The following is a 22,648-nucleotide window of genomic DNA, read 5'->3' on the forward strand; positions in this document are numbered from 1 at the left end:
GGTTCGAAGGATTACGATCATGGCGCGCACCCACGCGATCGAGGACTACCGCAACTTCGGAATCATGGCCCACATTGATGCGGGCAAGACGACGACGACCGAGCGGATCCTCTACTACACCGGCAAGTCCCATAAGATCGGCGAAGTCCATGACGGCGCCGCAACCATGGACTTCATGGAGCAGGAGCAGGAGCGCGGCATCACGATCACGTCCGCCGCGACGACCGCTCACTGGCAGGGCAAGCGCCTGAACATCATCGACACTCCCGGCCACGTCGACTTCACGATCGAAGTCGAGCGTTCGCTGCGCGTGCTCGACGGTGCCGTCTGCGTCCTCGACTCCAACCAGGGTGTTGAGCCGCAGACCGAGACCGTCTGGCGCCAGGGCGACAAGTACAAGGTTCCGCGCATCGTCTTCGCCAACAAGATGGATAAGACCGGCGCAGACTTCTACATGTGCCTGGACGACATCAAGAAGCGCCTCGGCGCCAAGCCCGTTCCGATCCAGCTGCCGATCGGCGCTGAGGCCGGCTTCAAGGGCATCGTCGATCTCGTCCGCATGAAGGCCGTCATCTGGTCCGGCGAGTCGCTCGGCGCCGATTTCGACATGAACCTCGAGATCCCGGACGACCTCAAGGAAAAGGCTGCGGAGTACCGCAACCTGCTCGTCGAGGCCGCCGTTGAACTCGACGACACCGCCATGGAAGCCTATCTGGAGGGCAACGAGCCCGACGAGGCGACCCTGAAGCGCCTCATCCGCAAGGCCGTCCTCATCGGTGCCTTCTATCCCGTGCTTGCCGGCTCGGCCTTCAAGAACAAGGGCGTCCAGACGCTCCTGGACGCGGTGGTCGACTACCTGCCGTCGCCGGTCGACGTTCCCGCGATCAAGGGTATCGATCCGCGCAACGAGCAGGAGACCGAGCGCAAGTCTTCCGATAGCGAGCCGCTCTCGCTGCTCGGCTTCAAGATCATGGATGACCAGTACGGCGTCCTGACCTTCTGCCGCATTTACTCGGGCAAGCTCGAGAAGGGCGCGAGCCTCCTGAACTCGACCCGCGAGAAGAACGAGCGCGTCGGCCGCATGGTTCTCATGCATGCCAACAACCGCGAAGAAATCGCTGAGGCCTATGCCGGCGACATCGTCGCTCTGGTTGGCCTGAAGGACACACGCACGGGTGATACCCTTTGCGATCCGAACAAGCCGGTCATTCTGGAGCGTATGGAGTTCCCGGAGCCGGTCATCGAGATGGCGATCGAGCCGAAGACAAAGGCCGACCAGGAAAAGATGGCGCTCGCGCTGATCAAGTTGGCTTCCGAGGACCCGTCCTTCCGCGTTTCGACCGACCAGGAATCCGGCCAGACCCGCATCAAGGGCATGGGCGAGCTCCATCTCGACATCAAGGTCGACATCCTTCGCCGGACCCACAAGGTCGAGGTTTCGGTTGGCGCCCCTGAGGTTGCCTTCCGCGAGAAGATCACGAAGAAGGCCGAGATCGACTACACCCACAAGAAGCAGACCGGCGGTACCGGCCAGTTCGCTCGCGTCAAGTTCGTCGTCGAGCCGAACGAGCCGGGCAAGGGCTTCGAGTTCGAGTCGAAGATCATCGGCGGTTCGGTGCCCAAGGAATATCTGCCGGGCGTCGAGAAGGGCCTGAACTCGGTCATGGGCGCGGGCATCATTGCCGGCTTCCCCGTGGTCGACATTAAGGTGTCGTTGATCGACGGCGCGTATCACGAGGTCGACTCGTCGGCTCTCGCATTCGAAATCGCCTCGCGCGCCGCCATGCGCGAAGCTCTCCAGAAGTGCGGATCGGTTCTGCTCGAGCCGATCATGAGCGTCGAAGTGGTGACCCCGGAGGAATATACCGGTTCGGTCATCGGCGATCTCAACTCGCGGCGTGGCCAGATCCAGGGTCAGGACATGCGCGGCAACGCGAATGTCGTGAACGCCATGGTCCCGCTGATGAACATGTTCGGCTACGTCAACCAGCTGCGCTCGTTCAGCCAGGGTCGTGCCAGCTACTCGATGTCGTTCAGCCACTACGATCAGGCGCCGTCCAACGTCGCCGCCGAAGTCCAGGCCAAATACGCGTAACCGTCCGTCCGGCTGGTGCCGCGGGTCTCTGATCCCGCACTGGTAAGCAAATTGAAGGAGGCCTCCGATGGCCAAAGCAAAGTTCGAACGCAACAAGCCGCATTGCAACATCGGCACGATTGGTCACGTTGACCATGGCAAGACGTCGCTGACTGCGGCGATCACGAAGGTTCTGGCGGAGTCGGGCGGCGCGTCGTTCACGGCCTATGACCAGATCGACAAGGCGCCGGAAGAGAAGGCGCGTGGCATCACGATCTCGACGGCTCACGTCGAGTACGAGACGGCGAACCGTCACTATGCCCACGTCGACTGCCCGGGCCACGCCGACTATGTGAAGAACATGATCACCGGTGCTGCGCAGATGGACGGCGCGATCCTGGTCGTGTCGGCTGCCGACGGCCCGATGCCGCAGACCCGCGAGCACATCCTGCTCGCCCGTCAGGTCGGCGTTCCGGCGCTGGTCGTGTTCATGAACAAGGTCGACCTCGTCGACGACGCCGAGCTCCTCGAGCTCGTCGAGATGGAAGTCCGCGAGCTTCTGACCAAGTACGACTTCCCGGGCGACGACATTCCGATCACCAAGGGCTCGGCCAAGGCTGCTCTTGACGGCGTGACGCCGGAGATCGGCCATGACGCGGTTCTGGCGCTGATGGCCACCGTCGACGCCTACATCCCGCAGCCGGAGCGCCCGATCGATCTGCCGTTCCTGATGCCGGTCGAGGACGTGTTCTCGATCTCGGGCCGTGGCACGGTTGTCACCGGTCGCGTCGAGCGCGGCATCGTCAAGGTCGGCGAGGAAATCGAGATCGTCGGCATCCGCGACACCCAGAAGACGATCGTCACGGGCGTCGAGATGTTCCGCAAGCTGCTCGACCAGGGCCAGGCCGGCGACAACATCGGCGCTCTGCTGCGCGGCACCAAGCGCGAGGACGTCGAGCGCGGTCAGGTTCTGTGCAAGCCGGGTTCGGTGAAGCCGCACACGAAGTTCAAGGCCGAGGCCTATATCCTGACGAAGGAAGAGGGTGGCCGTCACACGCCGTTCTTCACCAACTATCGTCCGCAGTTCTACTTCCGCACGACGGACGTGACGGGCATCGTCCACCTGCCGGAAGGCACGGAGATGGTGATGCCTGGCGACAACATCGCCATGACGGTGAACCTGATCGTGCCGATCGCCATGGAGGAGAAGCTGCGCTTCGCCATCCGTGAAGGTGGCCGCACCGTCGGCGCCGGCGTCGTCGCTTCCATCATCGAGTGATTCACTGTCGAGAGGGTGCGCTCAGTCGCGCGCCCTTTCGTTTTGCCTGAAGGGGCGAACCCATGAACGGTCAGAACATCCGGATCCGCCTCAAGGCGTTCGACCACCGGGTCCTGGACACGTCGACACGCGAAATCGTCAATACGGCGAAGCGTACCGGCGCCCAGGTCCGTGGGCCGATCCCGCTGCCGACGCGGATCGAGAAGTTCACGGTGAACCGCTCGCCGCACATCGACAAGAAGTCGCGCGAGCAGTTTGAGATCCGCACCCATAAGCGGCTTCTCGATATCGTCGATCCGACCCCGCAGACGGTCGATGCCCTTATGAAGCTCGATCTCGCTGCCGGTGTGGACGTCGAGATTAAGCTTTGAGTCGCATGACGCGCCGATGACGGCGCGTCTCGAAAAGAACCCGGGTCCTCTCCGGTCCTGAAATGGACGCGGATGACCCCAATTCAGAGGAATGCGCGCAATGCGTTCCGGTGTGATTGCTAAGAAGATGGGCATGACCCGCATCTTCACCGAGGGCGGCGAGCACGTCCCCGTGACGGTGCTGGTGCTGGACGACTGCCAGGTCGTCGCCCACCGCACGGCCGACAAGGATGGCTACACGGCTCTCCAGCTCGGTGCCGGTCTTGCCAAGGTGAAGAACACGTCGAAGGCCCAGCGTGGGCATTTCGCGGTCGCCAAGGTCGAGCCGAAGCACGAGATCGTCGAGTTCCGCGTCGGCGACCAGGAACTCGTGCCGGTTGGCGCGCGCTTCTCGGCCGACCACTTCCTGCCTGGCCAGTTCGTCGACGTGACGGGCACCTCGCAGGGTAAGGGCTTTGCCGGTGCCATGAAGCGGCACAATTTCGGCGGTCTGCGTGCCACCCACGGCGTCTCCGTCTCGCACCGTTCGCACGGTTCGACGGGTATGCGTCAGGATCCGGGCCGCGTGTTCAAGAACAAGCGCATGGCCGGCCATATGGGCGTGGTTCGTGTGACGACGCAGAACCTGAAGGTTGTCCGCACCGACGTGGAGCGCGGCATCATCCTGGTCGAGGGTGCCGTTCCCGGCTCCAAGGGCGGATGGATCCTGGTTCGCGACGCGGTGAAGAAGCCGCTTCCCAAGGATGTTCCGGTTCCGGGCAGCTTCACGCTGCCGGGTGCTGAGGCTCCGGCCGCTCAGACGACGGAGGGTTGAGATGGAACTTAAGGTCAAAACCCTCGACGGCGCCGATGTCGGCTCCGTCAATCTGTCGGACGAGATCTTCGGTCTCGAGCCGCGCGCAGACATCCTGCACCGCGTCGTGCGCTGGCAGCTTGCCAAGCGTCGCGCCGGCACGCATGACGTCAAGAACCGCGCCGAAGTCTGGCGGACCGGCAAGAAGATGTACAAGCAGAAGGGTTCGGGCGGCGCCCGTCACTCGTCTGCTCGTGCCAACCTGTTCCGCGGCGGTGGCCGTTCCTTCGGCCCGACGCCGCGCTCGCATGAGCACGCGCTGCCGAAGAAGGTCCGTGCTCTCGGTCTGAAGCATGCGCTCTCGACCAAGGTGAAGGCCGGCTCGATCATCGTGCTCGAGAAGGCCTCGTCGGATGCGTCGAAGACCAAGGCCTTGAAGGCTCAGTTCGAGAAGCTGGGGCTGAAGAGCGTCCTGATCATCGATGGCGCCGAGGTCGACAAGAACTTCGCGCTGGCCGCCCGCAACATCCCGCTCGTGGATGTGCTGCCGGTCCAGGGCATCAACGTCTATGACATCATGCGTCGCAATACGCTGGTGTTGACGAAGGCCGCTGTGGATGCGCTGGAGGCGCGCTTCAAATGAGCACCGTCGATCCGCGTCACTACGACGTCATCAAGGCGCCGCTGATCACCGAGAAGGGCTCGTTGGTTGCGGAGCAGAACCAGGTGATCTTCCGGGTCGCCGGCACCGCCACCAAGCCTCAGATCAAGGCCGCCGTGGAAAAGCTGTTCGATGTCAAGGTCAAGAGCGTGAACACGCTTGTCCAAAAGGGCAAGACGAAGCGCTTCAAGGGCATGCTCGGCCAGCGCTCGGACGTGAAAAAAGCGATCGTGACCCTCGCCGAGGGCCATTCGATCGACATCACGACCGGTCTGTGAGGCGAGGGGACTAGGAACCATGGCACTCAAGACCTTCAAGCCGATCACGCCGAGCCTTCGTCAGCTCGTCCTGGTCGACCGCTCCGACCTCTACAAGGGCAAGCCGGTCAAGACCCTGACCGAAGGCAAGTCTGCGACTGGCGGCCGTAACAATCTCGGCCGCATCACCTCGCGTTTCCGCGGCGGTGGCCACAAGAAGTCCTACCGTCTGGTGGACTTCAAGCGGCGCAAGGTCGACATGCCGGCCGTTGTCGAGCGTCTGGAATATGATCCGAACCGCTCGGCCTTCATCGCTCTGGTGAAGTACGCCGATGGCGAGCTGTCCTACATCATTGCTCCGCAGCGCCTTGCTGTCGGCGACCAGGTGGTGGCCGGCGAAAGCGTCGACGTGAAGCCCGGCAATTGCATGCCGATCGCCAACATCCCGGTTGGCACGATCGTGCACAATGTCGAGATGAAGATTGGCAAGGGTGGTGCGGTTGCCCGCTCCGCCGGCACCTATGCCCAGATCGTCGGTCGTGACGAGGGCTACGTGATCCTGCGTCTGAATTCGGGCGAGCAGCGCCTGGTCCATGGCCGTTGCCTGGCGACCATCGGTGCCGTGTCCAATCCGGACCACATGAACGTTTCGATCGGCAAGGCCGGTCGTAACCGCTGGAAGGGCCTTCGTCCGCACAATCGCGGCGTGGCCATGAACCCGATCGACCATCCGCACGGCGGCGGCGAAGGCCGTACCTCCGGCGGCCGTCACCCCGTCACGCCCTGGGGCTTCCCGACCAAGGGCAAGAAGACTCGTTCGAACAAGCGGACCGACAAGTTTATCTTGGCGAGCCGTCATTCGAAGAAGAAGTAAGGGCACGTCATGGCACGTTCCGTCTGGAAAGGTCCGTTCGTCGACGGATACCTCCTGAAGAAGGCCGATACCGCCCGTTCGTCGGGCCGGCATGAGGTCATCAAGATCTGGAGCCGTCGCTCCACGATCCTGCCCCACTTCGTGGGTCTGACCTTCGGCGTCTACAACGGTCAGAAGCATGTCCCGGTGCAGGTCACCGAGGAGATGGTTGGACACAAGTTCGGCGAGTTCTCGCCGACTCGCACCTTTTACGGCCATGCGGCCGATAAAAAATCCAAGCGGAAGTGAGGTGAGAGATGAGTAAGTCCGCCACTCCGCGCGCACTGAAGGACAACGAGGCGAAGGCCATCGCGCGCATGCTGCGCGTCAGCCCTCGCAAGCTGAACCTTGTTGCTGCGCTCATTCGTGGCAAGCCGGTCGATACCGCGCTTGCCGATCTCGAGTTCTCTCGCAAGCGTATCGCTGGCGACGTGAAGAAGTGCCTCGAGAGCGCCATCGCCAATGCCGAGAACAACCATGACCTCGATGTCGACGACCTGGTCGTCGCTGAGGCCCATGTCGGCAAGGCGTTCGTTCTGAAGCGCTTCCACGCTCGGGCCCGCGGTCGCGGTGCACGGATCGAGAAGCCCTTCTCCCACCTGACGATCGTTGTTCGTCAGGTTGAAGAAGCGAAGGTTTGAGGAGAGAGCCATGGGTCAGAAGATCAATCCGATCGGCTTCCGCCTCGGCATCAACCGCACCTGGGACTCGCGCTGGTTCGCCAACAAGGGCGAGTACGGCCGTCTCCTTCACGAGGATCTCAAGATCCGCCGTGAGCTGATGAAGCTGCTCAAGCAGGCCGCCGTCTCGAAGATCATCATCGAGCGTCCGCACCGCAAGTGCCGCGTCACGATCCACTCGGCTCGTCCGGGCATCGTGATCGGCAAGAAGGGCGCCGACATCGAGAAGCTGAAGAAGGCCGTCTCGAAGCTGACGCCGGCCGAGGTCGTCATCAACATCGTCGAAATCCGCAAGCCGGAAGTCGACGCGACCCTGGTGGCAGACTCGATCGCCCAGCAGCTCGAGCGCCGTGTGGCTTTCCGTCGTGCCATGAAGCGCGCCGTTCAGTCGGCCATGCGTCTCGGTGCCGAAGGCATCCGCATCAATTGCTCGGGTCGCCTCGGCGGTGCCGAGATCGCCCGCCTCGAATGGTACCGCGAAGGTCGCGTGCCGCTTCACACACTGCGTGCTGACGTCGACTATGGCGTCGCCACCGCGTTCACGACCTACGGGACGTGCGGCGTGAAGGTGTGGATCTTCAAGGGCGAAATCATGGAGCACGACCCCATGGCTCAGGACAAGCGCCTGACCGAGGGCGAAGGCTCGACCCGTCGTGGCTCCCGCGGTGGTGACCGCGACCGCGACGCGGCTTGATAGGGAAGGTCTGAGCCATGCTTCAGCCCAAGAAGACGAAGTACCGCAAGCAGTTCAAGGGCCGGATTTCCGGTACCTCGAAGGGTGGAACGGACCTGAACTTCGGACAGTTCGGCCTCAAGGCCGTTGAGCCCGAGCGCATCACCGCGCGGCAGATCGAGGCGGCCCGCCGCGCGATGACCCGTGAGATGAAGCGCGCCGGCCGTGTCTGGATCCGCATCTTCCCGGACGTGCCTGTGTCGAAGAAGCCTGCCGAAGTCCGCATGGGCTCCGGTAAGGGCGCCAATGAGTACTGGGCGGCGAAGGTTGCCCCGGGGCGCATCATGTTCGAGATCGACGGCGTTTCGATCGATGTCGCCAAGAAGGCGCTCGAACTTGCCGCTGCCAAGCTCCCCATCAAGACGCGCTTTGTTCAGCGCATCGCCGAGTGAGGATCTGAGGATCATGAAGGCCGAAGAAATCCGGACCAAGACCCTCGACGAGCTCGAGGGCCAGCTTGGTGACCTGAAGAAGGAGCAGTTCAACCTGCGCTTCCAGAAGGCCACCGGTCAGTTGGAAAACGTTGCGCGCGTCCGCCAGGTGCGCCGTGACATCGCCCGTGTCAAAACCATCGCCGCGCAAAAGCGCGACGCCAAGAAGTAAGGGAGCGACCATGCCTAAGCGCGTGCTCCAGGGCGTTGTCGTCAGCGACAAGCAGGACAAGACCGTGGTGGTGAAGGTGGAGCGTCGCTTCACCCATCCGCTGCTGAAGAAGACCGTTCGTCGGTCGAAGAACTACCACGCCCACGATGAAGGCAATGCCTTCAAGGCGGGTGACGTGGTGAGCATCGAGGAGGGCAAGCCCATCTCGAAGCTCAAGCGTTGGGTCGTGCTGCCGAAGGCGTAAGCCTGCGGCTTGTTTTAGAACAGCGCGCCGCCGTCGGGTTCTCCCGAGACGGGCGCGAAAGGAAGAGGTTGCGTCATGATCCAGATGCAAACCAATCTCGATGTGGCGGACAATTCGGGCGCACGCCGCGTCATGTGCATCAAAGTGCTCGGTGGCGCCAAGCGTCGGTACGCCCATGTCGGCGACATCATCGTGGTGTCGGTGAAGGAAGCTATCCCGCGTGGCCGCGTGAAGAAGGGCGACGTCATGAAGGCGGTCGTCGTTCGCACCGCCAAGGACATCCGTCGCCTGGATGGTTCGGTGATCCGTTTCGACCGCAATGCGGCCGTTCTGATCAACAACCAGAAGGAGCCGATCGGCACCCGTATCTTCGGACCGGTTCCGCGCGAACTGCGCGCCAAGAACCACATGAAGATCATCTCGCTTGCGCCGGAGGTGCTGTGATGGCTGCCAAGATCAAGAAGGGCGACAAGGTGGTTGTCCTCACCGGCCGCGACAAGGGTCGCAGCGGTGAAGTGATCCAGGTCATGCCGACCGAGAGCCGTGCTCTCGTGCGCGGCGTCAATATCGTGAAGCGCCATCAGCGCCAGAGCCAGACCCAGGAAGGCGGGATCATCTCGAAAGAGGCCCCGATCCACCTGTCCAATCTGGCCGTCGCCGATCCCAAGGACAACAAGCCGACCCGCGTCGGTTTCAAAGTCCTTGCCGATGGCAAGAAGGTTCGCGTGGCGAAGAAGTCCGGGGAGACGATCGATGTCTGAGGCGGTTTACACCCCGCGCCTCAAGGCGCACTACGACAGCGTTGTCCGGCAGAAGCTGGTCGAGCAGTTCGGTTACAAGAACGCCCTCGAGGTTCCCGCGATCGACAAGATCGTCGTGAACATGGGCGTCGGCGAATCCACTGCCGATTCCAAGAAGGCGACGGTTGCTGCAGCGGATCTCGCGCTGATCACGGGCCAGCGGCCCGTCATCACCCGGGCCCGTCAGGCCATCTCGAACTTCAAGGTTCGCGAGAACATGCCGCTGGGTTGCAAGGTCACCCTTCGCAAGCAGCGTATGTATGAGTTCATGGACCGCCTGGTCACGATCGCGCTCCCGCGCGTTCGCGACTTCCGCGGCCTCAACCCGAAGAGCTTCGACGGCCGCGGCAACTTCGCCCTCGGCCTGAAGGAGCACGTCGTGTTCCCTGAGATCTCCTACGACAAGGTGGATCAGATGTGGGGCATGGACATCATCGTGTGCACCACCGCCAAGACCGATGAGGAAGCTCGTGCTCTCCTCGCGGCCTTCAACTTCCCGTTCCGGCAGTGAGCCGGGTTTCTTAAACGCTAGAAGCCCGTCCCAGACGCGGAAACCAGGAGAAACCGATGGCGAAGAAAAGCTCCATCGAGAAGAACAATCGCCGGCGCAAGATGGTTGCGCGCGACGCCAAGAAGCGCGCTGAGCTGAAGGCGACCGTGATGGACCAGTCCCTCTCGATCGAGGAACGGTTCGCGGCGACTGTGAAAATGGCGGCCCTTCCGCGCAATGGCGCGAAGGTCCGTATCAAGAATCGTTGCGAAGTGACCGGCCGTCCGCGGGCGTTCTATCGCAAGCTCGGCATGAGCCGCGTGGCTCTTCGCGACCTCGGCAACCGTGGGCTCGTTCCGGGCCTCGTGAAGTCGAGCTGGTGAGAGGAGGGAATTAGTCATGGCTCTCACAGATCCGCTCGGCGATATGCTGACCCGCATCCGCAACGCGCAGATGCGCCGCAAGACCCGCGTCTCGACGCCCGGCTCCAAGCTGCGCGCCCGCGTTCTCGAAGTGCTCAAGTCGGAAGGCTACATCCGTGATTACCTCACGGTGACCCATACGAACGGCCGCTCCGAGTTCGAAATCGAGCTGAAGTATTTCGACGGCGAGCCGGTTATCCGGGAAATCGCCCGCGTCTCGAAGCCCGGCCGCCGCGTTTACGCCGGCGTCGGTAACACACCGCGCGTGTCGAACGGCCTCGGCATCACGATCATCTCGACCCCAAGGGCGTGATGGCCGACCACGAGGCTCGCGAACAGAATGTGGGCGGGGAGGTGCTTTGCACGGTCTTCTGACCGGGCAGAGCCTTCTCAGACAAGGACGAAATCCAATGTCTCGTATCGGTAAGAAGCCGGTCGCCGTTCCCGCGGGCGTCACTGCCCAGGTGTCCGGCCAGACCGTCAAGGTCAAGGGTCCCAAGGGCGAACTCGCCTTTACCTGCCCGGAAGACGTCGTGGTGTCGCTGAATGGCGATGCCGTGAAGGTCGATCCGCGCGACCAGGGCAAGCGCGCCCGCTCCATGTGGGGCATGTCGCGCACCCGGGTGTCGAATCTGATCGTCGGCGTGACCAAGGGCTTCGAAAAGAAGCTTGAGATCACCGGCGTCGGTTACAAGGCTGCTGCACAGGGCAAGGTTCTGAACCTGTCCCTTGGCTACAGCCACGACATCAACTATCCCGTGCCCAATGGCATCACCATTGCCACGCCGAAGCCGACGGAAATCGTCGTCGCCGGCCTGGACAAGCAGCAGGTCGGACAGGTCGCCGCCGAGATCCGCGAATTCCGCGGTCCGGAGCCCTACAAGGGCAAGGGCGTTCGGTACGAAGGCGAGTTCATCTTCCGCAAGGAAGGCAAGAAGAAGTAAGGCGTCAGCCCCGCCACGCGGGGCTGGTCCGTCTCAGAGGAGCCACACATGGCCAATACGAAGGATGCAACGGAGCGTCGCAAGGCGCGTGTCCGCCGGGCTCTGCGCCAGGCGGCAAATGGGCGTCCGCGGCTGAGCGTGTTCCGGTCGTCGAAGCATATCTATGCTCAGGTTATCGATGATCAGAACGGCGTGACCGTCGCGAGCGCTTCCTCGCTCGAAAAGGAGATGAAGTCTTCGCTGAAGACCGGTGCGGACCAGGCTGCGGCATCTGCCGTCGGCAAGGCCCTGGCCGAGCGCGCGAAGAAGGCTGGCATCACCGAGGTCGTTTTCGACCGCGGCGCCTATCTCTTTCATGGCCGCGTCAAGGCGCTGGCCGATGGCGCCCGTGAGGGCGGTTTGAGCTTCTAAGCGAACACGGGCGGTTTGCCGCCGAAAGGACAGATCATGGCTCGTGAACGTGAAGGTCACCGCGAAGAGCGGGACTCCGAATTCACCGACAAGCTGGTTCACATCAACCGCGTCTCCAAGACGGTCAAGGGCGGCAAGCGCTTCGGCTTTGCAGCTCTCGTCGTGGTCGGCGACCAGAAGGGCCGCGTTGGCTTCGGCCACGGCAAGGCCCGCGAGGTCCCCGAGGCGATCCGCAAGGCGACCGAGGCTGCCAAGCGCGGCTTCATTCGCGTCGCGCTTCGCGAGGGACGCACCCTGCATCATGACGTCAACGGCCGTCATGGCGCTGGCAAGGTGATCCTGCGGGCAGCCCCCGCCGGTACCGGCATCATCGCCGGCGGTCCGATGCGCGCCGTCTTCGAGACCCTCGGCATGGCCGATGTGGTTGCGAAGTCGATGGGCTCGTCGAACCCCTACAACATGGTGCGTGCCACCTTCGACGCGCTGAAGAACCAGGACAGCCCGCGCTCCGTCGCGGCTCGCCGCGGGCTCAAGGTTTCGGTCCTTCAGGGCCGTCGCCAGGAGCAGGGCGAAGGCGACGTTTGAGGACTGAACAATGGCCAACAAGACTGTGACTGTTGAGCAGATCGGGTCGCCGATCCGCCGCGAGGAATCGCAGCGGGCGACCCTGGTCGGGCTCAAGCTGAACAAGCTCCATCGCCGCGCCACGCTTGAGGATACCCCTTCGGTTCGTGGCATGATTGCGAAGGTTGCTCACCTCGTGAAGGTGGTGGAGTGATGACGATGAAACTCACCGACATCAAAGACAATGACGGCGCCGTCAAGCGCCGGATGCGCATCGGACGCGGTATCGGTTCGGGCAAGGGCAAGACCGGTGGTCGCGGCGTGAAGGGGCAGAAGTCCCGTTCCGGCGTCGCCATCAAGGGCTTCGAGGGCGGCCAGATGCCGCTGCATCGTCGCCTGCCCAAGCGCGGCTTCACCAATATCTTCCGTCTTGAGTTCGTCGAAGTGACGCTTGAGCGCCTGCAGCGTGCCATCGATTCCGGCAAGCTGAAGGCCGGCGCCATCGACGAGGTCGGCCTGGTTGCTGCCGGCGTGATCCGTCGTTCGCGCGATGGCATTCGCCTGGTCGCCACCGGCGAGATCAAGTCGGCCGTCCAGATCACCGTCCACGGTGCGTCGTCCGGTGCCGTTCTGGCGATCGAGAAGGCTGGCGGTACCGTCACCCTGATCAAGCCGAAGGCCGACGCTGCCGCCTGAGCGGCGTAGGCGTCGCTCAGATCTGACGAGTTTTCGGGGCCGGTTCGACAGGACCGGCCCTTTTTCGTCCGGCATTCATCCACATCGTCCGATGATCCCTGCGTCTTGACCCTTCGGGGACTGGCGCTTGGCGTCGCGGACAGTTAAGTGAATGCGACCTTATCCAGGCGCTTATTCCCGCGCCCGCGACATATCCATCGGAGCCACCATGGCATCGGCAGCGGAACAACTGGCAGCCAATCTCAACTTCGGGGCCCTCGCCAAGGCGGAGGACCTGAAGAAGCGGATCTGGTTCACTCTCGGTGCGCTGCTGGTCTACCGGGTCGGCACCTATATCCCGCTTCCCGGCATTGACCCGGAAGCGCTGCGCCAGGTGTTCCAGTCGTCGCAGGGCGGCGTGCTTGCCATGTTCAACGTCTTCGCTGGCGGCGCCGTGAGCCGTATGGCGATCTTCGCCTTGAACATCATGCCCTACATCTCGGCGTCCATCATCATCCAGCTGCTCACCGCCGTGGTGCCGGAGCTGGAGAAGCTGAAGAAGGACGGGGAGGGCGGCCGCAAGCAGCTCAACCAGTACACCCGCTATCTGACGGTGGTGCTCGCCCTGTTCCAGTCCTGGGGAATCGGCGTCGGCCTCCAGTCGTCCGGGTCGATCGTCTCGAGCCCCGGCCTGTTCTTCGTCATGACCACGGTCATCACGCTGACTGGCGGCACCATGTTCATGATGTGGCTTGGCGAGCAGATCACCCAGCGCGGTATCGGCAACGGCATTTCGCTGATCATTTTCGCCGGCATCGTCGCCGAACTGCCGAGCGTGCTGGCTCAGGCCTTCGAGCTTGGCCGCCAGGGCGTCATCTCGACGCCGCTTCTGCTCTCGCTGCTGGTGCTGATCGGCGTGACCATTGCGGTCATCGTGTTCTGTGAGCGCGCTCAGCGTCGGCTGCTGATCCAGTATCCAAAGCGCCAGGTCGGCAACAAGGTGTTCGAAGGCAATTCGTCGCATCTGCCGCTGAAGCTGAACACGGCCGGCGTCATCCCGCCGATCTTCGCCTCGTCGCTGTTGCTGCTTCCGACGACCGCCCTGTCATTCCAGAGCAACCCTCCGGAATGGCTGCGCCTCACCGCCCAGCTTCTCGGCCACGGCCAGCCGCTCTTCATGGCCTTCTACACTCTGCTGATCGTGTTCTTCTGCTTCTTCTACACGGCCATCGTGTTCAATCCGCAGGAGACAGCCGACAATCTGCGCAAGTATGGCGGCTTCATTCCCGGCATCCGGCCCGGCGAGAAGACCTCGAACTATATCGACTATGTCCTGACGCGAATCACCGTGATCGGCGCCGTCTACATCACGGCTGTCTGCCTCATACCCGAAATGATGATAGCGCAGCTCGGCCAGAGCTTTTATCTGCTGGGTGGCACCTCGCTGCTGATCGTCGTCACCGTGACGATGGATACGGTTGCCCAGGTGCAGGGATATCTGCTGGCCCATCAATACGAAGGGCTGGTCAAGAAGTCGCAATTGCGGGGGAAGCGTCGATGAAACTCATTCTGCTCGGGCCTCCCGGGGCGGGGAAGGGGACCCAAGCACAGCGTCTGGTGGACAGGCTCGGCGTGGTCCAGCTGTCCACCGGTGATATGCTGCGCGCGGCAGTGGCCGCTGGTACGCCGATCGGCATCAAGGCCAAGGATGTCATGGCGCGCGGCGAACTCGTCTCCGACGAGATCGTTGTCGGAATCATCGAGGATCGGATCGCTCAGCCGGATTGCGCCAAGGGGTTCATCCTGGATGGCTTCCCGCGCACGGTGGCTCAGGCCGAGGCCCTCGATGGCATGCTGGCAAATCACGGGGTCAGCCTCGACGCGGTGATCGAGCTCAAGGTCGACGAGAGCATTCTGGTCGATCGAATCGAGCAGCGAGTCGCCGAGATGACGGCCCGCGGTGAAGCGGTTCGGCCTGATGACAATGCCGCTGCGCTCAAGAAGCGGCTTGAGGCCTATCGTGCCCAGACCGCGCCGGTCGCCGGTTACTATGCCTCCAAGGGTGCTCTCAAGACCGTCGATGGCATGGCGCCGATCGACGACGTCACGAAGGCGATCGCCGGGATCATTGGCGCCTGACGGCATCTGCCGATTTCGGGTTGACGGACGAGGGCTTAGCGGTTATGTCCGCCCCTCGTTCGATTGACGGTTCTCTCGCTCCGTCTGCGTGAGCAGGCGGGGTGTTTCGTTTGTCGGACCACCGTGCATGAGCCGGCCTCCACCGGACGCATGGGTTCATCAGTTCTTTCGCGGCTCTGCCGCGGCTACATGGAGACGAGACATGGCTCGTATCGCGGGTGTCAATATCCCGACTAACAAGCGCGTTGTGATCGCGCTGCAGTACATTCACGGCATCGGCGCCAAATACGCCTCCGAGATCTGCGAGAAGGCGAAGATCGCGTCCGATCGTCGCGTCAACCAGCTCTCCGACGCCGAGGTTCTTGCCGTTCGCGAAACCATCGACCGCGACTACATGGTCGAAGGCGACCTTCGCCGCGAAGTGTCGATGAACATCAAGCGTCTGATGGATCTGGGCTGCTACCGCGGCCTGCGTCACCGCAAGGGCCTGCCGGTCCGCGGTCAGCGCACCCACACCAATGCCCGCACCCGCAAGGGTCCGGCAAAGGCCATCGCCGGCAAGAAGAAGTAATTTCGGCCAGGCCGGGCGGGGTGACCCGCCGGCCGGCTCTCCCGAGCGCCTGGCATTACGGGCGCGCCTGAAGGACAAGGACAAGACAACATGGCCAAGGAAGCCACACGCGTTCGGCGTCGCGAACGCAAGAACATCGCCTCTGGCGTCGTTCACGTGAACGCCTCGTTCAACAACACCATGATCACCATCACCGATGCGCAGGGCAACACGATTGCCTGGTCGTCGTCGGGCACGATGGGCTTCAAGGGCTCGCGCAAGTCGACCCCCTATGCAGCCCAGGTTGCCGCCGAGGACGCTGCCCGCAAGGCCAGCGAGCACGGCATGCGGACCGTCGAAGTGGAAGTCTCGGGCCCCGGTTCGGGCCGTGAGTCGGCGCTGCGCGCCCTCCAGGCTGCCGGCTTCACCGTCACCTCGATCCGTGACGTGACGCCGATCCCGCACAACGGCTGCCGCCCGCGCAAGCGTCGCCGCGTCTGATCATTCGCATTCACTCTCGCAGCGTCCGGCGCGCCCTGTAGCCGTCGGATGTTCCATGCCTCGCCTTCGGGTCGAGGAACCGGTCGTCAGGGTCCTGCAGGGGACGAGACAGCGGCCAGATTTCAGCGAAGGTTACCAACGTGATTCAGAAGAACTGGCAGGAACTGATCAAGCCGGAGAAGCTCCACATCGTTCCCGGCGATGATCCCAAGCGTATTGCGACCGCCACCGCCGAGCCGCTTGAGCGTGGCTTCGGCGTGACGCTCGGCAACTCGCTGCGTCGCGTTCTCATGTCCTCGCTTCAGGGCGCTGCCGTCTCGGCCGTCCAGATCGACGGCGTGCTGCATGAATTCTCGTCGATTGCCGGTGTTCGCGAGGATGTCACCGACATCATCCTGAACATCAAGGATATTGCCATCAAGATGCAGGGCGACGGCCCCAAGCGCATGGTCGTGCGCAAGGAAGGCCCGGGCACTGTCAGCGCCGGCGACATCCAGACGGTTGGCGACGTTGTCATCCTCAATCCGGATCTCGTGATCTGCACCCTCGACGAGGGCGCCTCGATCCGCATGGAATTCACCGTCGACACCGGCAAGGGCTATGTCCCGGCCGAGAAGAACCGCGCCGAAGACGCGCCGATCGGCCTGATCCCGGTCGACAGCCTGTTCTCGCCGGTCAAGAAGGTCTCCTACCAGGTCTCGCCGACCCGCGAAGGCCAGGTGCTCGACTACGACAAGCTGACCCTGACGGTGGAGACCGACGGTTCGGTCACCCCTGAGGACGCGATCGCCTATGCGGCCCGTATCCTGCAGGACCAGCTGGAAATCTTCGTCAACTTCGAAGAGCCGCGCAAGGAAGTGGTCCAGGAGACGATCCCGGATCTCGCCTTCAACCCGGCGCTGCTCAAGAAGGTCGACGAGCTCGAACTGTCGGTTCGTTCGGCGAACTGCCTGAAGAACGACAACATCGTCTATATCGGCGACCTGATCCAGAAGACCGAGGCGGAAATGCTCCGCACTCCGAACTTCGGCCGCAAGTCGCTGAACGAGATCAAGGAAGTGCTTGCCCAGATGGGCCTCCACCTCGGTATGGAGGTTACGGGTTGGCCGCCGGAGAATATCGAAGAGCTCGCAAAGCGCTTCGAGGACCATTACTGACTTAACATTTCCCGCTGACCGTGAGGTCCGCGCGGCTCACCCGGAGGATACGGCGATGCGTCACGGCAAAGCCCACCGCAAGTTCAACCGCACGGCAGAACATCGCAAGGCGATGTTTGCCAACATGTGTGCGGCTCTGATCAAGCACGAACAGATCGTCACGACCCTGCCGAAGGCCAAGGACCTGCGTCCCGTCGTCGAGAAGCTGGTGACCCTTGGCAAGCGCGGCGACCTGCACGCCCGTCGTCAGGCCGTCAGCCAGCTGCGCGACCTCGGCATGGTCAAGAAGCTGTTCGAGATCATCGGCCCGCGCTACCAGGCGCGCAACGGCGGCTATACCCGCGTGTTGAAGGCCGGCTTCCGCCATGGCGACAACGCCCCGGTGGCAGTGATCGAGTTCGTCGATCGCGACGTCGATGCCAAGGGCAAGGATTCCGGTCCGGTCCAGGCGCAGTCGGAGCAGGCCGCGGCCTGATCTCTTAGACGTCAAGGCAAGTGAGGGCTCGTGCTTGCGCGGGCCCTGTTGAGGGCGGCCGTCAGGTCGCCCTTTTTGCGTGGGCGTGGTCAGGCCCTGCGCGCGGTCGCGATCTCAATCGACACGCCGGCGAACATGATGGCGCTCGCCAGGGCGAAGACGAGGGCATGGCTGCCCGTGGTGGCCAGAATCGCCGTGAAGCAATAGGCGCCACCTGCCTGCATGGCGGCAAACACCACCGTCTGCAGGGCCCAGGCCGGCGTGTGGGCCTCTGCGCCGACGATTTCTCGGGTTCGCCCGGCGGCGAGCGAGCCAAGGCCGATCATTAGCCCCCCGGTCAACATCGCGGACAAGCCCAGCAGCACGATCTGGCTGGTAAGCACGGGGATTGCGGCCCCAAGCGCCATCAGGGCGACCACGACCCTCAGGGACAGCGCAAACCCGAACCTGTCGGCAGCCAGGCCCGCCACCATGGGTGCGACAACCGCCGTGCAACCGGCAAGGATCCAGATCCATCCGCCGACCACCAGGCCGTAGCCGAGGTCGCGGGCCACGTGGTCGACGAAGATGGTGGTGTGCGGCACATAGCCGGCAGCTGCCGCGCTATAGGCAGCGGCAAGGCCGATGAAGGCCGGCGACGTGCGCCAACCGGTGGGAGCCTGCGCGCCTACCTGAGCCGGCTCCGGCGGAGGTGTTCGGGGCAGCGTCAGAACAAGGGCAATCGCCGCGGCCGCGATGATGGCGGTGCAGGCAAGCCAGGCGGCGGCCGGCCCCTGCGCCGCGAACAGGGGCACCACTGTACCCGACAGCATGAAGCCGGTTCCGACGCCCGCAAAGGTCAGGCCTCCTGCGAGCCCCCGGCGGGTCGGGGCGACGGTCGATGCAACGACCGGCGGGATCACGATCATCATCAGTCCACCTGTCACACCCGACAATGTGCGCAGCGCGATGAAGACGGGCGACGGGAGCGGTATGGCCGAGAAGGCAAAGGCGGCGACCGAGGCGATGGAGGCGAGAATGATCAGCGCCCGGACGCCAAGGAGACGCGTGGCCGTGATGGATGCCAAGGCGCCGGCCATATAGCCGGCGAGATTGAACGCCGCCGACAGGTTGAGCGTGGTCGGACTGGCCCAGCTGGCCTCCACCATGGCGGGGATCAGCGGCGGGAAGCCGAAGCGTCCCATGCCGATGGCGACCAGCAGGCCGCAATAGCCCGCGATCACCGGCCCCCAGAACGCCCCCTTCACCGATGGGGTGTTCTGAACCGTCACGCCGAACGCTCGATGGCGACGCTGCGACAGTCCATCTCATAGTCGAGACCGATCACGGGCGGCCGGGCGAAATGCCAGGTGAGCCCGGCCCGCGCCGCACCGCGCCGCGCCATCTCGCTCGCCATGAACGGATGGATGTCGAACACGCAATAGGTCTGGGTAGCGGTCGTGTTGCGCCAGGCATGACCGAAGGCGGCCATGCGCTTTTCCATCTGCGCGAGCACGAAAACGGCCTTCTCGGTCAGCGCGTCGGTTCCGGTCTCCTGATAGCGCACGATGCGTTCGGCATAGGGGCCGGGGCCTTCACGCGCTTCGCCGGAACCTGAAATGACGAAGTTCGGCTCGCCGGCGTCCCCCTCGCGGGTGAATGAGAAAGCATGGAACGATGGCTCGGTGGGCGCACCGATTTCGGGACAGACATTCGAGCGGGCGACCGGGTTGGTTGTTCCGTCGAACAGGCCCCAGGCGCGGAGTGTCTCGACATAGGTTTCGTTGAAGGAGCGGAACCCCTGGTCACTGAACTGACCGGGTGAGCGCAATTCACACGCGCAAAACGAGGTCAGTGGCCGGCCTGCGGTGCGAATCATCGCGGCGATCAGGTCAAAGCCGGCTTTCAGGGGCACCGGCTCACGGAACATCACCCGCTCGATATGAAAACCTGGATCGGCGGCAGCGCCCGCCGAGTACTGGAAGACGCTCGGCACGAACCGGTAGTTCCCGGGAGCGAAGGCAATCGCGGTCATGGCCAGTCCTTGGGCTGAAGCGGGCAGGGGCATGAAAGGTTGCGGTTCGCTGCACACCGGTCAACCGGCACGAATGCATCATGCCGGTGCGGCATCGCAGGATACGCGACGGGCGGACATCATTTGAGCCGCCGCCCTTCCGGCCAGGGTTGGGCGCCGCTATATTCCCGCCATGACCCGATTTGCCTCCCTGATTGCCGCAGCGAGCCTCGCGCTCGCGTCCACCGCGACCCTCGTCTTGGCTCAGGCGCCGCAGCGCCAGGCACCATCCTCGCGTGCCGAAGTGCAGCTGTCCTTCGCACCCGTCGTGAAGCGAGCGGCGCCGGCCGTGGTGAATGTCTATGGCGCGCGCGTCGAGCAGGTCCGCAACGCCTTCTTTGACGACCCGATCTTCCGCCGCTTCTTCGGGGACCGCGGCGGTGGGCAAGGTCCGCAGCGCGAGGAAGTCGCCCGTTCGCTCGGTTCCGGCGTGGTCGCCGATGCCTCCGGCCTTGTTGTCACCAACAACCACGTCGTCGAGAACATGACGGAGGTGAAGATCTCGCTCGCCGACCGCCGCGAGTTCGAGGTCGACATCGTTCTGCGCGATCCCCGCACTGACCTGGCAATCCTGAAGATCCGCAACCCGCCCTCCGATCTCGCGGTGCTGCCCATCGGCGATTCCGATGCGCTGGAGGTTGGCGACATCGTGCTGGCCATCGGCAATCCGTTCGGCGTCGGCCAGACCGTGACGCAGGGTATCGTCTCGGCGCTGGCCCGCACCCAGGTGGGGGTCGCCGACTTCCAGTCCTTCGTGCAGACCGATGCCGCCATCAATCCCGGCAATTCCGGTGGCGCCCTGGTCGATATGTCCGGCAATCTCGTCGGCATCAACACTGCGATCTTCTCACGCTCCGGCGGCAGCCACGGCATCGGCTTTGCCATTCCGACCGCAATGGCGCGCCTCGTGCTCGATTCGGCGCGGGCCGGCAGCCCGACGGTCCGGCGGCCCTGGTTCGGCGCGACCTTGCAGACAGTCAGTCCCGAACTTCTGGAAAGCCTCGGGCTGGCGCGGCCGACCGGTGCGCTTGTCGTGACCATTGTCGCCAACTCGCCCGCCGCCAAGGCGGGGCTTAGGGTCGGCGACCTCATCACCGCCGTCGACGGCCGCGAGATCGAGAACCCGGACGGCTTCGGCTATCGTTTCGGCATCCGCCCGATCGGCGGGCTCGCGACGCTGGCCGTCACTCGCGAGCGCCGCAACCTGATCATTCCGGTGGCCCTTGAAATTGCCCCGGCTGGCCCGCGCGACGCTGAGAAGATCACCGGCATTTCACCCTTCCAGGGCGCGACGGTGTCGTCGGTTTCGCCGGCGCTCGCCGACCAGCTGCGCGTTTCGCATCGCCTGTCGGGTGTAGTCATCACCGAGGTTGAGCCCGGCTCGCCGGCAGCTCAGGTCGGCCTGCAGCCGGGCGATTTCGTGCTGGGCGTCAATGGCAGCGAAATCAAGGCGCCGCGCGACCTGCAGCAGGCAACAGCCCAGCGGGCGCGCCTCTGGCGCTTCCAGATCGATCGGCAGGGGCAGGTCATCAATTCGATGATGGGCGGCTGAGGTGGATCTGTTCGAGGCCGCGGGCCCCGATCCCAAGGCCCCGCGTCCGCTTGCCGATCGTCTCCGTCCGCAAACGCTCGCCGATGTGGCCGGACAGGAACACCTGACGGGTCCGGACGGCGCGCTGACCAGGCTTCTGCGCACCCGCTCGCTGGGTTCGCTCATCTTCTGGGGACCACCCGGCACGGGAAAGACCACGGTTGCCCGTCTGCTGGCGGGCGAGACGGATCTCGCCTTCGAGCAGATCTCGGCCATCTTCACCGGCGTCGCCGATCTGAAGAAGGTCTTCGAACAGGCCCGATCCCGCCGGATGCAGGGGCGCGGCACCCTGCTGTTCGTCGACGAGATCCATCGCTTCAATCGGTCGCAGCAGGATGCCTTCCTGCCGGTGGTCGAGGACGGCACGGTCACGCTGGTCGGGGCCACCACGGAGAACCCGTCCTTCGAGCTCAATGCCGCGCTTCTCTCTCGTGCGCGCGTGCTGACCTTCCGGTCCCTCGACGACGAGGCGCTGGAGAAACTCCTCGTGCGGGCCGAGGCTGAGGTCGAGCATCCGCTGCCGCTCGATGAGGACGCCCGCGCCGCGCTCGTCCGCATGGCGGATGGCGATGGCCGGGCCGTTCTCACCCTTGCCGAGGAAGTCTGGCGGGCAGCAGGCGAGGGCGAGACCTTCGACACGGCGGGCCTCTCGGAGATCGTTCAGCGCCGTGCGCCGATCTACGACAAGGCGCAGGAGGGGCACTACAACCTCATCTCCGCGCTGCACAAGACGGTGCGCGGCTCCGATCCTGATGCGGCGCTCTATTACCTCGCGCGCATGCTGGATGCTGGCGAGGACCCGCTGTTCATCGCGCGCCGCGTCGTGCGGATGGCGGTGGAGGATATCGGGCTCGCCGACCCGCAGGCGCTCGTCGTCGCCAATGCGGCCAAGGACGCCTACGATTTTCTTGGCAGCCCCGAGGGCGAGCTCGCGCTGGCCAATGCGGTTCTCTATGTCGCAACCGCGCCGAAATCCAACGCCGCCTATACCGCCTGGAAGAAAGCGATGGCGCTGGCGAAGGAGCGCGGCAGTGTCATGCCGCCGAAGACCATCCTCAACGCGCCGACCAAGCTGATGAAATCCGAAGGCTATGGCGGTGGCTATCGCTATGACCACGATGAGCCTGACGCCTTTTCCGGCCAGGATTACTGGCCCGAGGCGATCGGCCGCCAATCCCTTTACGACCCGGTCGAACGCGGGTTCGAGCGCGAGATCAGGAAGCGCATGGAATGGTGGGCCAAGCTGCGCAAGGAGCGTGGCTGAGCCT

Annotated in this window: 32 protein-coding genes and 1 pseudogene; 31 read left to right on the forward strand and 2 right to left on the reverse strand. The window is 63.9% G+C overall.

Going from position 1 to position 22,648, the window contains the following annotated elements:
- The first annotated feature begins 19 nt into the window (after positions 1–19).
- The 29 genes and pseudogenes from fusA to rplQ all read left to right on the forward strand — a co-directional run bounded on the left by fusA (position 20) and on the right by rplQ (position 17,736).
- Positions 20–2,095 (forward strand): elongation factor G, encoded by a 2,076-nt coding sequence (gene fusA / locus E8L99_RS15815; RefSeq protein ID WP_137100450.1) that lies wholly within the window; start codon positions 20–22, stop codon positions 2,093–2,095.
- A 67-nt stretch (positions 2,096–2,162) separates the two neighbouring features.
- Entirely contained in the window at positions 2,163–3,353 is a 1,191-nt protein-coding gene (gene tuf, locus E8L99_RS15820; RefSeq protein ID WP_137100451.1) for an elongation factor Tu, read from the forward strand.
- A gap of 62 nt (positions 3,354–3,415) precedes the next feature.
- On the forward strand, positions 3,416–3,724 hold the full coding sequence (gene rpsJ, locus E8L99_RS15825) for a 30S ribosomal protein S10 (protein WP_035038345.1): 309 nt from the start codon (positions 3,416–3,418) through the stop codon (positions 3,722–3,724).
- 100 nt (positions 3,725–3,824) lie between these two features.
- Entirely contained in the window at positions 3,825–4,538 is a 714-nt protein-coding gene (gene rplC / locus E8L99_RS15830) for a 50S ribosomal protein L3 (RefSeq protein WP_137100452.1), read from the forward strand.
- Between the two features lies 1 nt (position 4,539).
- A complete protein-coding gene (gene rplD, locus E8L99_RS15835) occupies positions 4,540–5,160 on the forward strand; it encodes a 50S ribosomal protein L4 (RefSeq protein WP_137100453.1) in 621 nt (206 codons plus the stop codon).
- Positions 5,157–5,456: a 50S ribosomal protein L23 gene (locus tag E8L99_RS15840; protein ID WP_137100454.1), complete on the forward strand. Its 300-nt coding sequence runs from the start codon at positions 5,157–5,159 to the stop codon at positions 5,454–5,456. The genes rplD and E8L99_RS15840 overlap by 4 nt, the downstream gene beginning before the upstream one ends.
- A gap of 19 nt (positions 5,457–5,475) precedes the next feature.
- Positions 5,476–6,309: a 50S ribosomal protein L2 gene (rplB, locus tag E8L99_RS15845; RefSeq protein ID WP_137100455.1), complete on the forward strand. Its 834-nt coding sequence runs from the start codon at positions 5,476–5,478 to the stop codon at positions 6,307–6,309.
- A gap of 9 nt (positions 6,310–6,318) precedes the next feature.
- Positions 6,319–6,597, forward strand: a complete 279-nt coding sequence (gene rpsS / locus E8L99_RS15850) for a 30S ribosomal protein S19 (protein WP_137100456.1) — start codon at positions 6,319–6,321, stop codon at positions 6,595–6,597.
- Between the two features lie 8 nt (positions 6,598–6,605).
- Positions 6,606–6,989, forward strand: a complete 384-nt coding sequence (gene rplV, locus E8L99_RS15855) for a 50S ribosomal protein L22 (protein WP_137100457.1) — start codon at positions 6,606–6,608, stop codon at positions 6,987–6,989.
- A 10-nt stretch (positions 6,990–6,999) separates the two neighbouring features.
- Positions 7,000–7,722: a 30S ribosomal protein S3 gene (rpsC, locus tag E8L99_RS15860; RefSeq protein ID WP_137100458.1), complete on the forward strand. Its 723-nt coding sequence runs from the start codon at positions 7,000–7,002 to the stop codon at positions 7,720–7,722.
- A gap of 17 nt (positions 7,723–7,739) precedes the next feature.
- On the forward strand, positions 7,740–8,153 hold the full coding sequence (gene rplP, locus E8L99_RS15865) for a 50S ribosomal protein L16 (RefSeq protein ID WP_137100459.1): 414 nt from the start codon (positions 7,740–7,742) through the stop codon (positions 8,151–8,153).
- 13 nt (positions 8,154–8,166) lie between these two features.
- Complete coding sequence (rpmC, locus tag E8L99_RS15870; RefSeq protein WP_137100460.1) at positions 8,167–8,364, forward strand: 50S ribosomal protein L29; 198 nt, start codon at positions 8,167–8,169, stop codon at positions 8,362–8,364.
- A 10-nt stretch (positions 8,365–8,374) separates the two neighbouring features.
- Entirely contained in the window at positions 8,375–8,608 is a 234-nt protein-coding gene (gene rpsQ / locus E8L99_RS15875; protein WP_137100461.1) for a 30S ribosomal protein S17, read from the forward strand.
- A gap of 75 nt (positions 8,609–8,683) precedes the next feature.
- Complete coding sequence (gene rplN, locus E8L99_RS15880) at positions 8,684–9,052, forward strand: 50S ribosomal protein L14 (protein WP_038312231.1); 369 nt, start codon at positions 8,684–8,686, stop codon at positions 9,050–9,052.
- Positions 9,052–9,369 (forward strand): 50S ribosomal protein L24, encoded by a 318-nt coding sequence (gene rplX / locus E8L99_RS15885; protein WP_137100462.1) that lies wholly within the window; start codon positions 9,052–9,054, stop codon positions 9,367–9,369. Before rplN ends, rplX begins: the two co-directional genes overlap by 1 nt.
- Positions 9,362–9,919: a 50S ribosomal protein L5 gene (rplE, locus tag E8L99_RS15890; RefSeq protein WP_137100463.1), complete on the forward strand. Its 558-nt coding sequence runs from the start codon at positions 9,362–9,364 to the stop codon at positions 9,917–9,919. Before rplX ends, rplE begins: the two co-directional genes overlap by 8 nt.
- Before the next feature lie 56 nt (positions 9,920–9,975).
- Complete coding sequence (gene rpsN, locus E8L99_RS15895) at positions 9,976–10,281, forward strand: 30S ribosomal protein S14 (RefSeq protein WP_137100464.1); 306 nt, start codon at positions 9,976–9,978, stop codon at positions 10,279–10,281.
- 16 nt (positions 10,282–10,297) lie between these two features.
- Positions 10,298–10,695: pseudogene (rpsH, locus tag E8L99_RS15900) on the forward strand (30S ribosomal protein S8).
- Positions 10,696–10,730: 35 nt separating this feature from the next.
- A complete protein-coding gene (gene rplF / locus E8L99_RS15905; RefSeq protein ID WP_137100465.1) occupies positions 10,731–11,264 on the forward strand; it encodes a 50S ribosomal protein L6 in 534 nt (177 codons plus the stop codon).
- Between the two features lie 48 nt (positions 11,265–11,312).
- Entirely contained in the window at positions 11,313–11,675 is a 363-nt protein-coding gene (gene rplR / locus E8L99_RS15910) for a 50S ribosomal protein L18 (protein WP_137100466.1), read from the forward strand.
- A gap of 36 nt (positions 11,676–11,711) precedes the next feature.
- The gene (gene rpsE / locus E8L99_RS15915) at positions 11,712–12,260 is read left to right on the forward strand and encodes a 30S ribosomal protein S5 (protein ID WP_137100467.1); all 549 of its coding nucleotides are present in this window, start codon (positions 11,712–11,714) and stop codon (positions 12,258–12,260) included.
- 10 nt (positions 12,261–12,270) lie between these two features.
- Complete coding sequence (gene rpmD / locus E8L99_RS15920; RefSeq protein WP_137100468.1) at positions 12,271–12,453, forward strand: 50S ribosomal protein L30; 183 nt, start codon at positions 12,271–12,273, stop codon at positions 12,451–12,453.
- Between the two features lie 5 nt (positions 12,454–12,458).
- Positions 12,459–12,935 carry a 50S ribosomal protein L15 gene (rplO, locus tag E8L99_RS15925; protein WP_137100469.1) on the forward strand — a complete coding sequence of 159 codons (477 nt, stop codon included), beginning with the start codon at positions 12,459–12,461 and terminating at the stop codon, positions 12,933–12,935.
- A gap of 208 nt (positions 12,936–13,143) precedes the next feature.
- On the forward strand, positions 13,144–14,475 hold the full coding sequence (gene secY / locus E8L99_RS15930) for a preprotein translocase subunit SecY (protein ID WP_137100470.1): 1,332 nt from the start codon (positions 13,144–13,146) through the stop codon (positions 14,473–14,475).
- A complete protein-coding gene (locus E8L99_RS15935; RefSeq protein WP_137100471.1) occupies positions 14,472–15,053 on the forward strand; it encodes an adenylate kinase in 582 nt (193 codons plus the stop codon). The genes secY and E8L99_RS15935 overlap by 4 nt, the downstream gene beginning before the upstream one ends.
- Before the next feature lie 202 nt (positions 15,054–15,255).
- Positions 15,256–15,624, forward strand: a complete 369-nt coding sequence (gene rpsM / locus E8L99_RS15940) for a 30S ribosomal protein S13 (protein ID WP_137100472.1) — start codon at positions 15,256–15,258, stop codon at positions 15,622–15,624.
- Positions 15,625–15,714: 90 nt separating this feature from the next.
- Entirely contained in the window at positions 15,715–16,104 is a 390-nt protein-coding gene (gene rpsK / locus E8L99_RS15945) for a 30S ribosomal protein S11 (protein WP_137100473.1), read from the forward strand.
- Positions 16,105–16,223: 119 nt separating this feature from the next.
- The gene (locus E8L99_RS15950) at positions 16,224–17,261 is read left to right on the forward strand and encodes a DNA-directed RNA polymerase subunit alpha (RefSeq protein WP_391527495.1); all 1,038 of its coding nucleotides are present in this window, start codon (positions 16,224–16,226) and stop codon (positions 17,259–17,261) included.
- A 55-nt stretch (positions 17,262–17,316) separates the two neighbouring features.
- Entirely contained in the window at positions 17,317–17,736 is a 420-nt protein-coding gene (gene rplQ / locus E8L99_RS15955; RefSeq protein WP_137100475.1) for a 50S ribosomal protein L17, read from the forward strand.
- Positions 17,737–17,825: 89 nt separating this feature from the next.
- On the opposite strand, the gene E8L99_RS15960 is transcribed toward rplQ, so the two are convergent.
- Positions 17,826–19,007 carry a YbfB/YjiJ family MFS transporter gene (locus E8L99_RS15960; protein ID WP_137100476.1) on the reverse strand — a complete coding sequence of 394 codons (1,182 nt, stop codon included), beginning with the start codon at positions 19,005–19,007 and terminating at the stop codon, positions 17,826–17,828.
- A complete protein-coding gene (gene cnbZ / locus E8L99_RS15965; RefSeq protein WP_137100477.1) occupies positions 19,004–19,750 on the reverse strand; it encodes a 2-amino-5-chloromuconate deaminase CnbZ in 747 nt (248 codons plus the stop codon). Before cnbZ ends, E8L99_RS15960 begins: the two co-directional genes overlap by 4 nt.
- Before the next feature lie 172 nt (positions 19,751–19,922).
- Here cnbZ and E8L99_RS15970 point away from each other — a divergent pair, with 172 nt between their 5' ends.
- Positions 19,923–21,341, forward strand: coding sequence for a Do family serine endopeptidase (locus E8L99_RS15970; RefSeq protein ID WP_137100478.1), 1,419 nt, complete (start codon positions 19,923–19,925; stop codon positions 21,339–21,341).
- A gap of 1 nt (position 21,342) precedes the next feature.
- Positions 21,343–22,644 (forward strand): replication-associated recombination protein A, encoded by a 1,302-nt coding sequence (locus E8L99_RS15975; RefSeq protein ID WP_137100479.1) that lies wholly within the window; start codon positions 21,343–21,345, stop codon positions 22,642–22,644.
- Positions 22,645–22,648 lie beyond the last annotated feature (4 nt).

It is taken from the genome of Phreatobacter aquaticus (genome assembly GCF_005160265.1).
GTDB lineage: Bacteria > Pseudomonadota > Alphaproteobacteria > Rhizobiales > Phreatobacteraceae > Phreatobacter > Phreatobacter aquaticus.

Bases quoted from the DNA above. Each gene is read 5' to 3' on its own strand.
- rplR (WP_137100466.1), top strand. From the start codon at position 11,313: ATGGCCAATACGAAGGATGCAACGGAGCGTCGCAAGGCGCGTGTCCGC.
- rplB (WP_137100455.1), top strand. From the start codon at position 5,476: ATGGCACTCAAGACCTTCAAGCCGATCACGCCGAGCCTTCGTCAGCTC.
- rpmC (WP_137100460.1), top strand. From the start codon at position 8,167: ATGAAGGCCGAAGAAATCCGGACCAAGACCCTCGACGAGCTCGAGGGC.
- tuf (WP_137100451.1), top strand. From the start codon at position 2,163: ATGGCCAAAGCAAAGTTCGAACGCAACAAGCCGCATTGCAACATCGGC.
- rpsE (WP_137100467.1), top strand. From the start codon at position 11,712: ATGGCTCGTGAACGTGAAGGTCACCGCGAAGAGCGGGACTCCGAATTC.
- rplE (WP_137100463.1), top strand. From the start codon at position 9,362: ATGTCTGAGGCGGTTTACACCCCGCGCCTCAAGGCGCACTACGACAGC.
- E8L99_RS15970 (WP_137100478.1), top strand. From the start codon at position 19,923: ATGACCCGATTTGCCTCCCTGATTGCCGCAGCGAGCCTCGCGCTCGCG.
- secY (WP_137100470.1), top strand. From the start codon at position 13,144: ATGGCATCGGCAGCGGAACAACTGGCAGCCAATCTCAACTTCGGGGCC.
- rpmD (WP_137100468.1), top strand. From the start codon at position 12,271: ATGGCCAACAAGACTGTGACTGTTGAGCAGATCGGGTCGCCGATCCGC.
- rplC (WP_137100452.1), top strand. From the start codon at position 3,825: ATGCGTTCCGGTGTGATTGCTAAGAAGATGGGCATGACCCGCATCTTC.
- rplQ (WP_137100475.1), top strand. From the start codon at position 17,317: ATGCGTCACGGCAAAGCCCACCGCAAGTTCAACCGCACGGCAGAACAT.
- E8L99_RS15935 (WP_137100471.1), top strand. From the start codon at position 14,472: ATGAAACTCATTCTGCTCGGGCCTCCCGGGGCGGGGAAGGGGACCCAA.
- fusA (WP_137100450.1), top strand. From the start codon at position 20: ATGGCGCGCACCCACGCGATCGAGGACTACCGCAACTTCGGAATCATG.
- rpsQ (WP_137100461.1), top strand. From the start codon at position 8,375: ATGCCTAAGCGCGTGCTCCAGGGCGTTGTCGTCAGCGACAAGCAGGAC.
- cnbZ (WP_137100477.1), bottom strand. From the start codon at position 19,750: ATGACCGCGATTGCCTTCGCTCCCGGGAACTACCGGTTCGTGCCGAGC.
- rplN (WP_038312231.1), top strand. From the start codon at position 8,684: ATGATCCAGATGCAAACCAATCTCGATGTGGCGGACAATTCGGGCGCA.
- rplX (WP_137100462.1), top strand. From the start codon at position 9,052: ATGGCTGCCAAGATCAAGAAGGGCGACAAGGTGGTTGTCCTCACCGGC.
- rplD (WP_137100453.1), top strand. From the start codon at position 4,540: ATGGAACTTAAGGTCAAAACCCTCGACGGCGCCGATGTCGGCTCCGTC.
- rpsN (WP_137100464.1), top strand. From the start codon at position 9,976: ATGGCGAAGAAAAGCTCCATCGAGAAGAACAATCGCCGGCGCAAGATG.
- rplF (WP_137100465.1), top strand. From the start codon at position 10,731: ATGTCTCGTATCGGTAAGAAGCCGGTCGCCGTTCCCGCGGGCGTCACT.
- rpsS (WP_137100456.1), top strand. From the start codon at position 6,319: ATGGCACGTTCCGTCTGGAAAGGTCCGTTCGTCGACGGATACCTCCTG.
- rplV (WP_137100457.1), top strand. From the start codon at position 6,606: ATGAGTAAGTCCGCCACTCCGCGCGCACTGAAGGACAACGAGGCGAAG.
- rpsM (WP_137100472.1), top strand. From the start codon at position 15,256: ATGGCTCGTATCGCGGGTGTCAATATCCCGACTAACAAGCGCGTTGTG.
- rpsJ (WP_035038345.1), top strand. From the start codon at position 3,416: ATGAACGGTCAGAACATCCGGATCCGCCTCAAGGCGTTCGACCACCGG.
- rplO (WP_137100469.1), top strand. From the start codon at position 12,459: ATGAAACTCACCGACATCAAAGACAATGACGGCGCCGTCAAGCGCCGG.
- rplP (WP_137100459.1), top strand. From the start codon at position 7,740: ATGCTTCAGCCCAAGAAGACGAAGTACCGCAAGCAGTTCAAGGGCCGG.
- rpsC (WP_137100458.1), top strand. From the start codon at position 7,000: ATGGGTCAGAAGATCAATCCGATCGGCTTCCGCCTCGGCATCAACCGC.
- E8L99_RS15840 (WP_137100454.1), top strand. From the start codon at position 5,157: ATGAGCACCGTCGATCCGCGTCACTACGACGTCATCAAGGCGCCGCTG.
- rpsK (WP_137100473.1), top strand. From the start codon at position 15,715: ATGGCCAAGGAAGCCACACGCGTTCGGCGTCGCGAACGCAAGAACATC.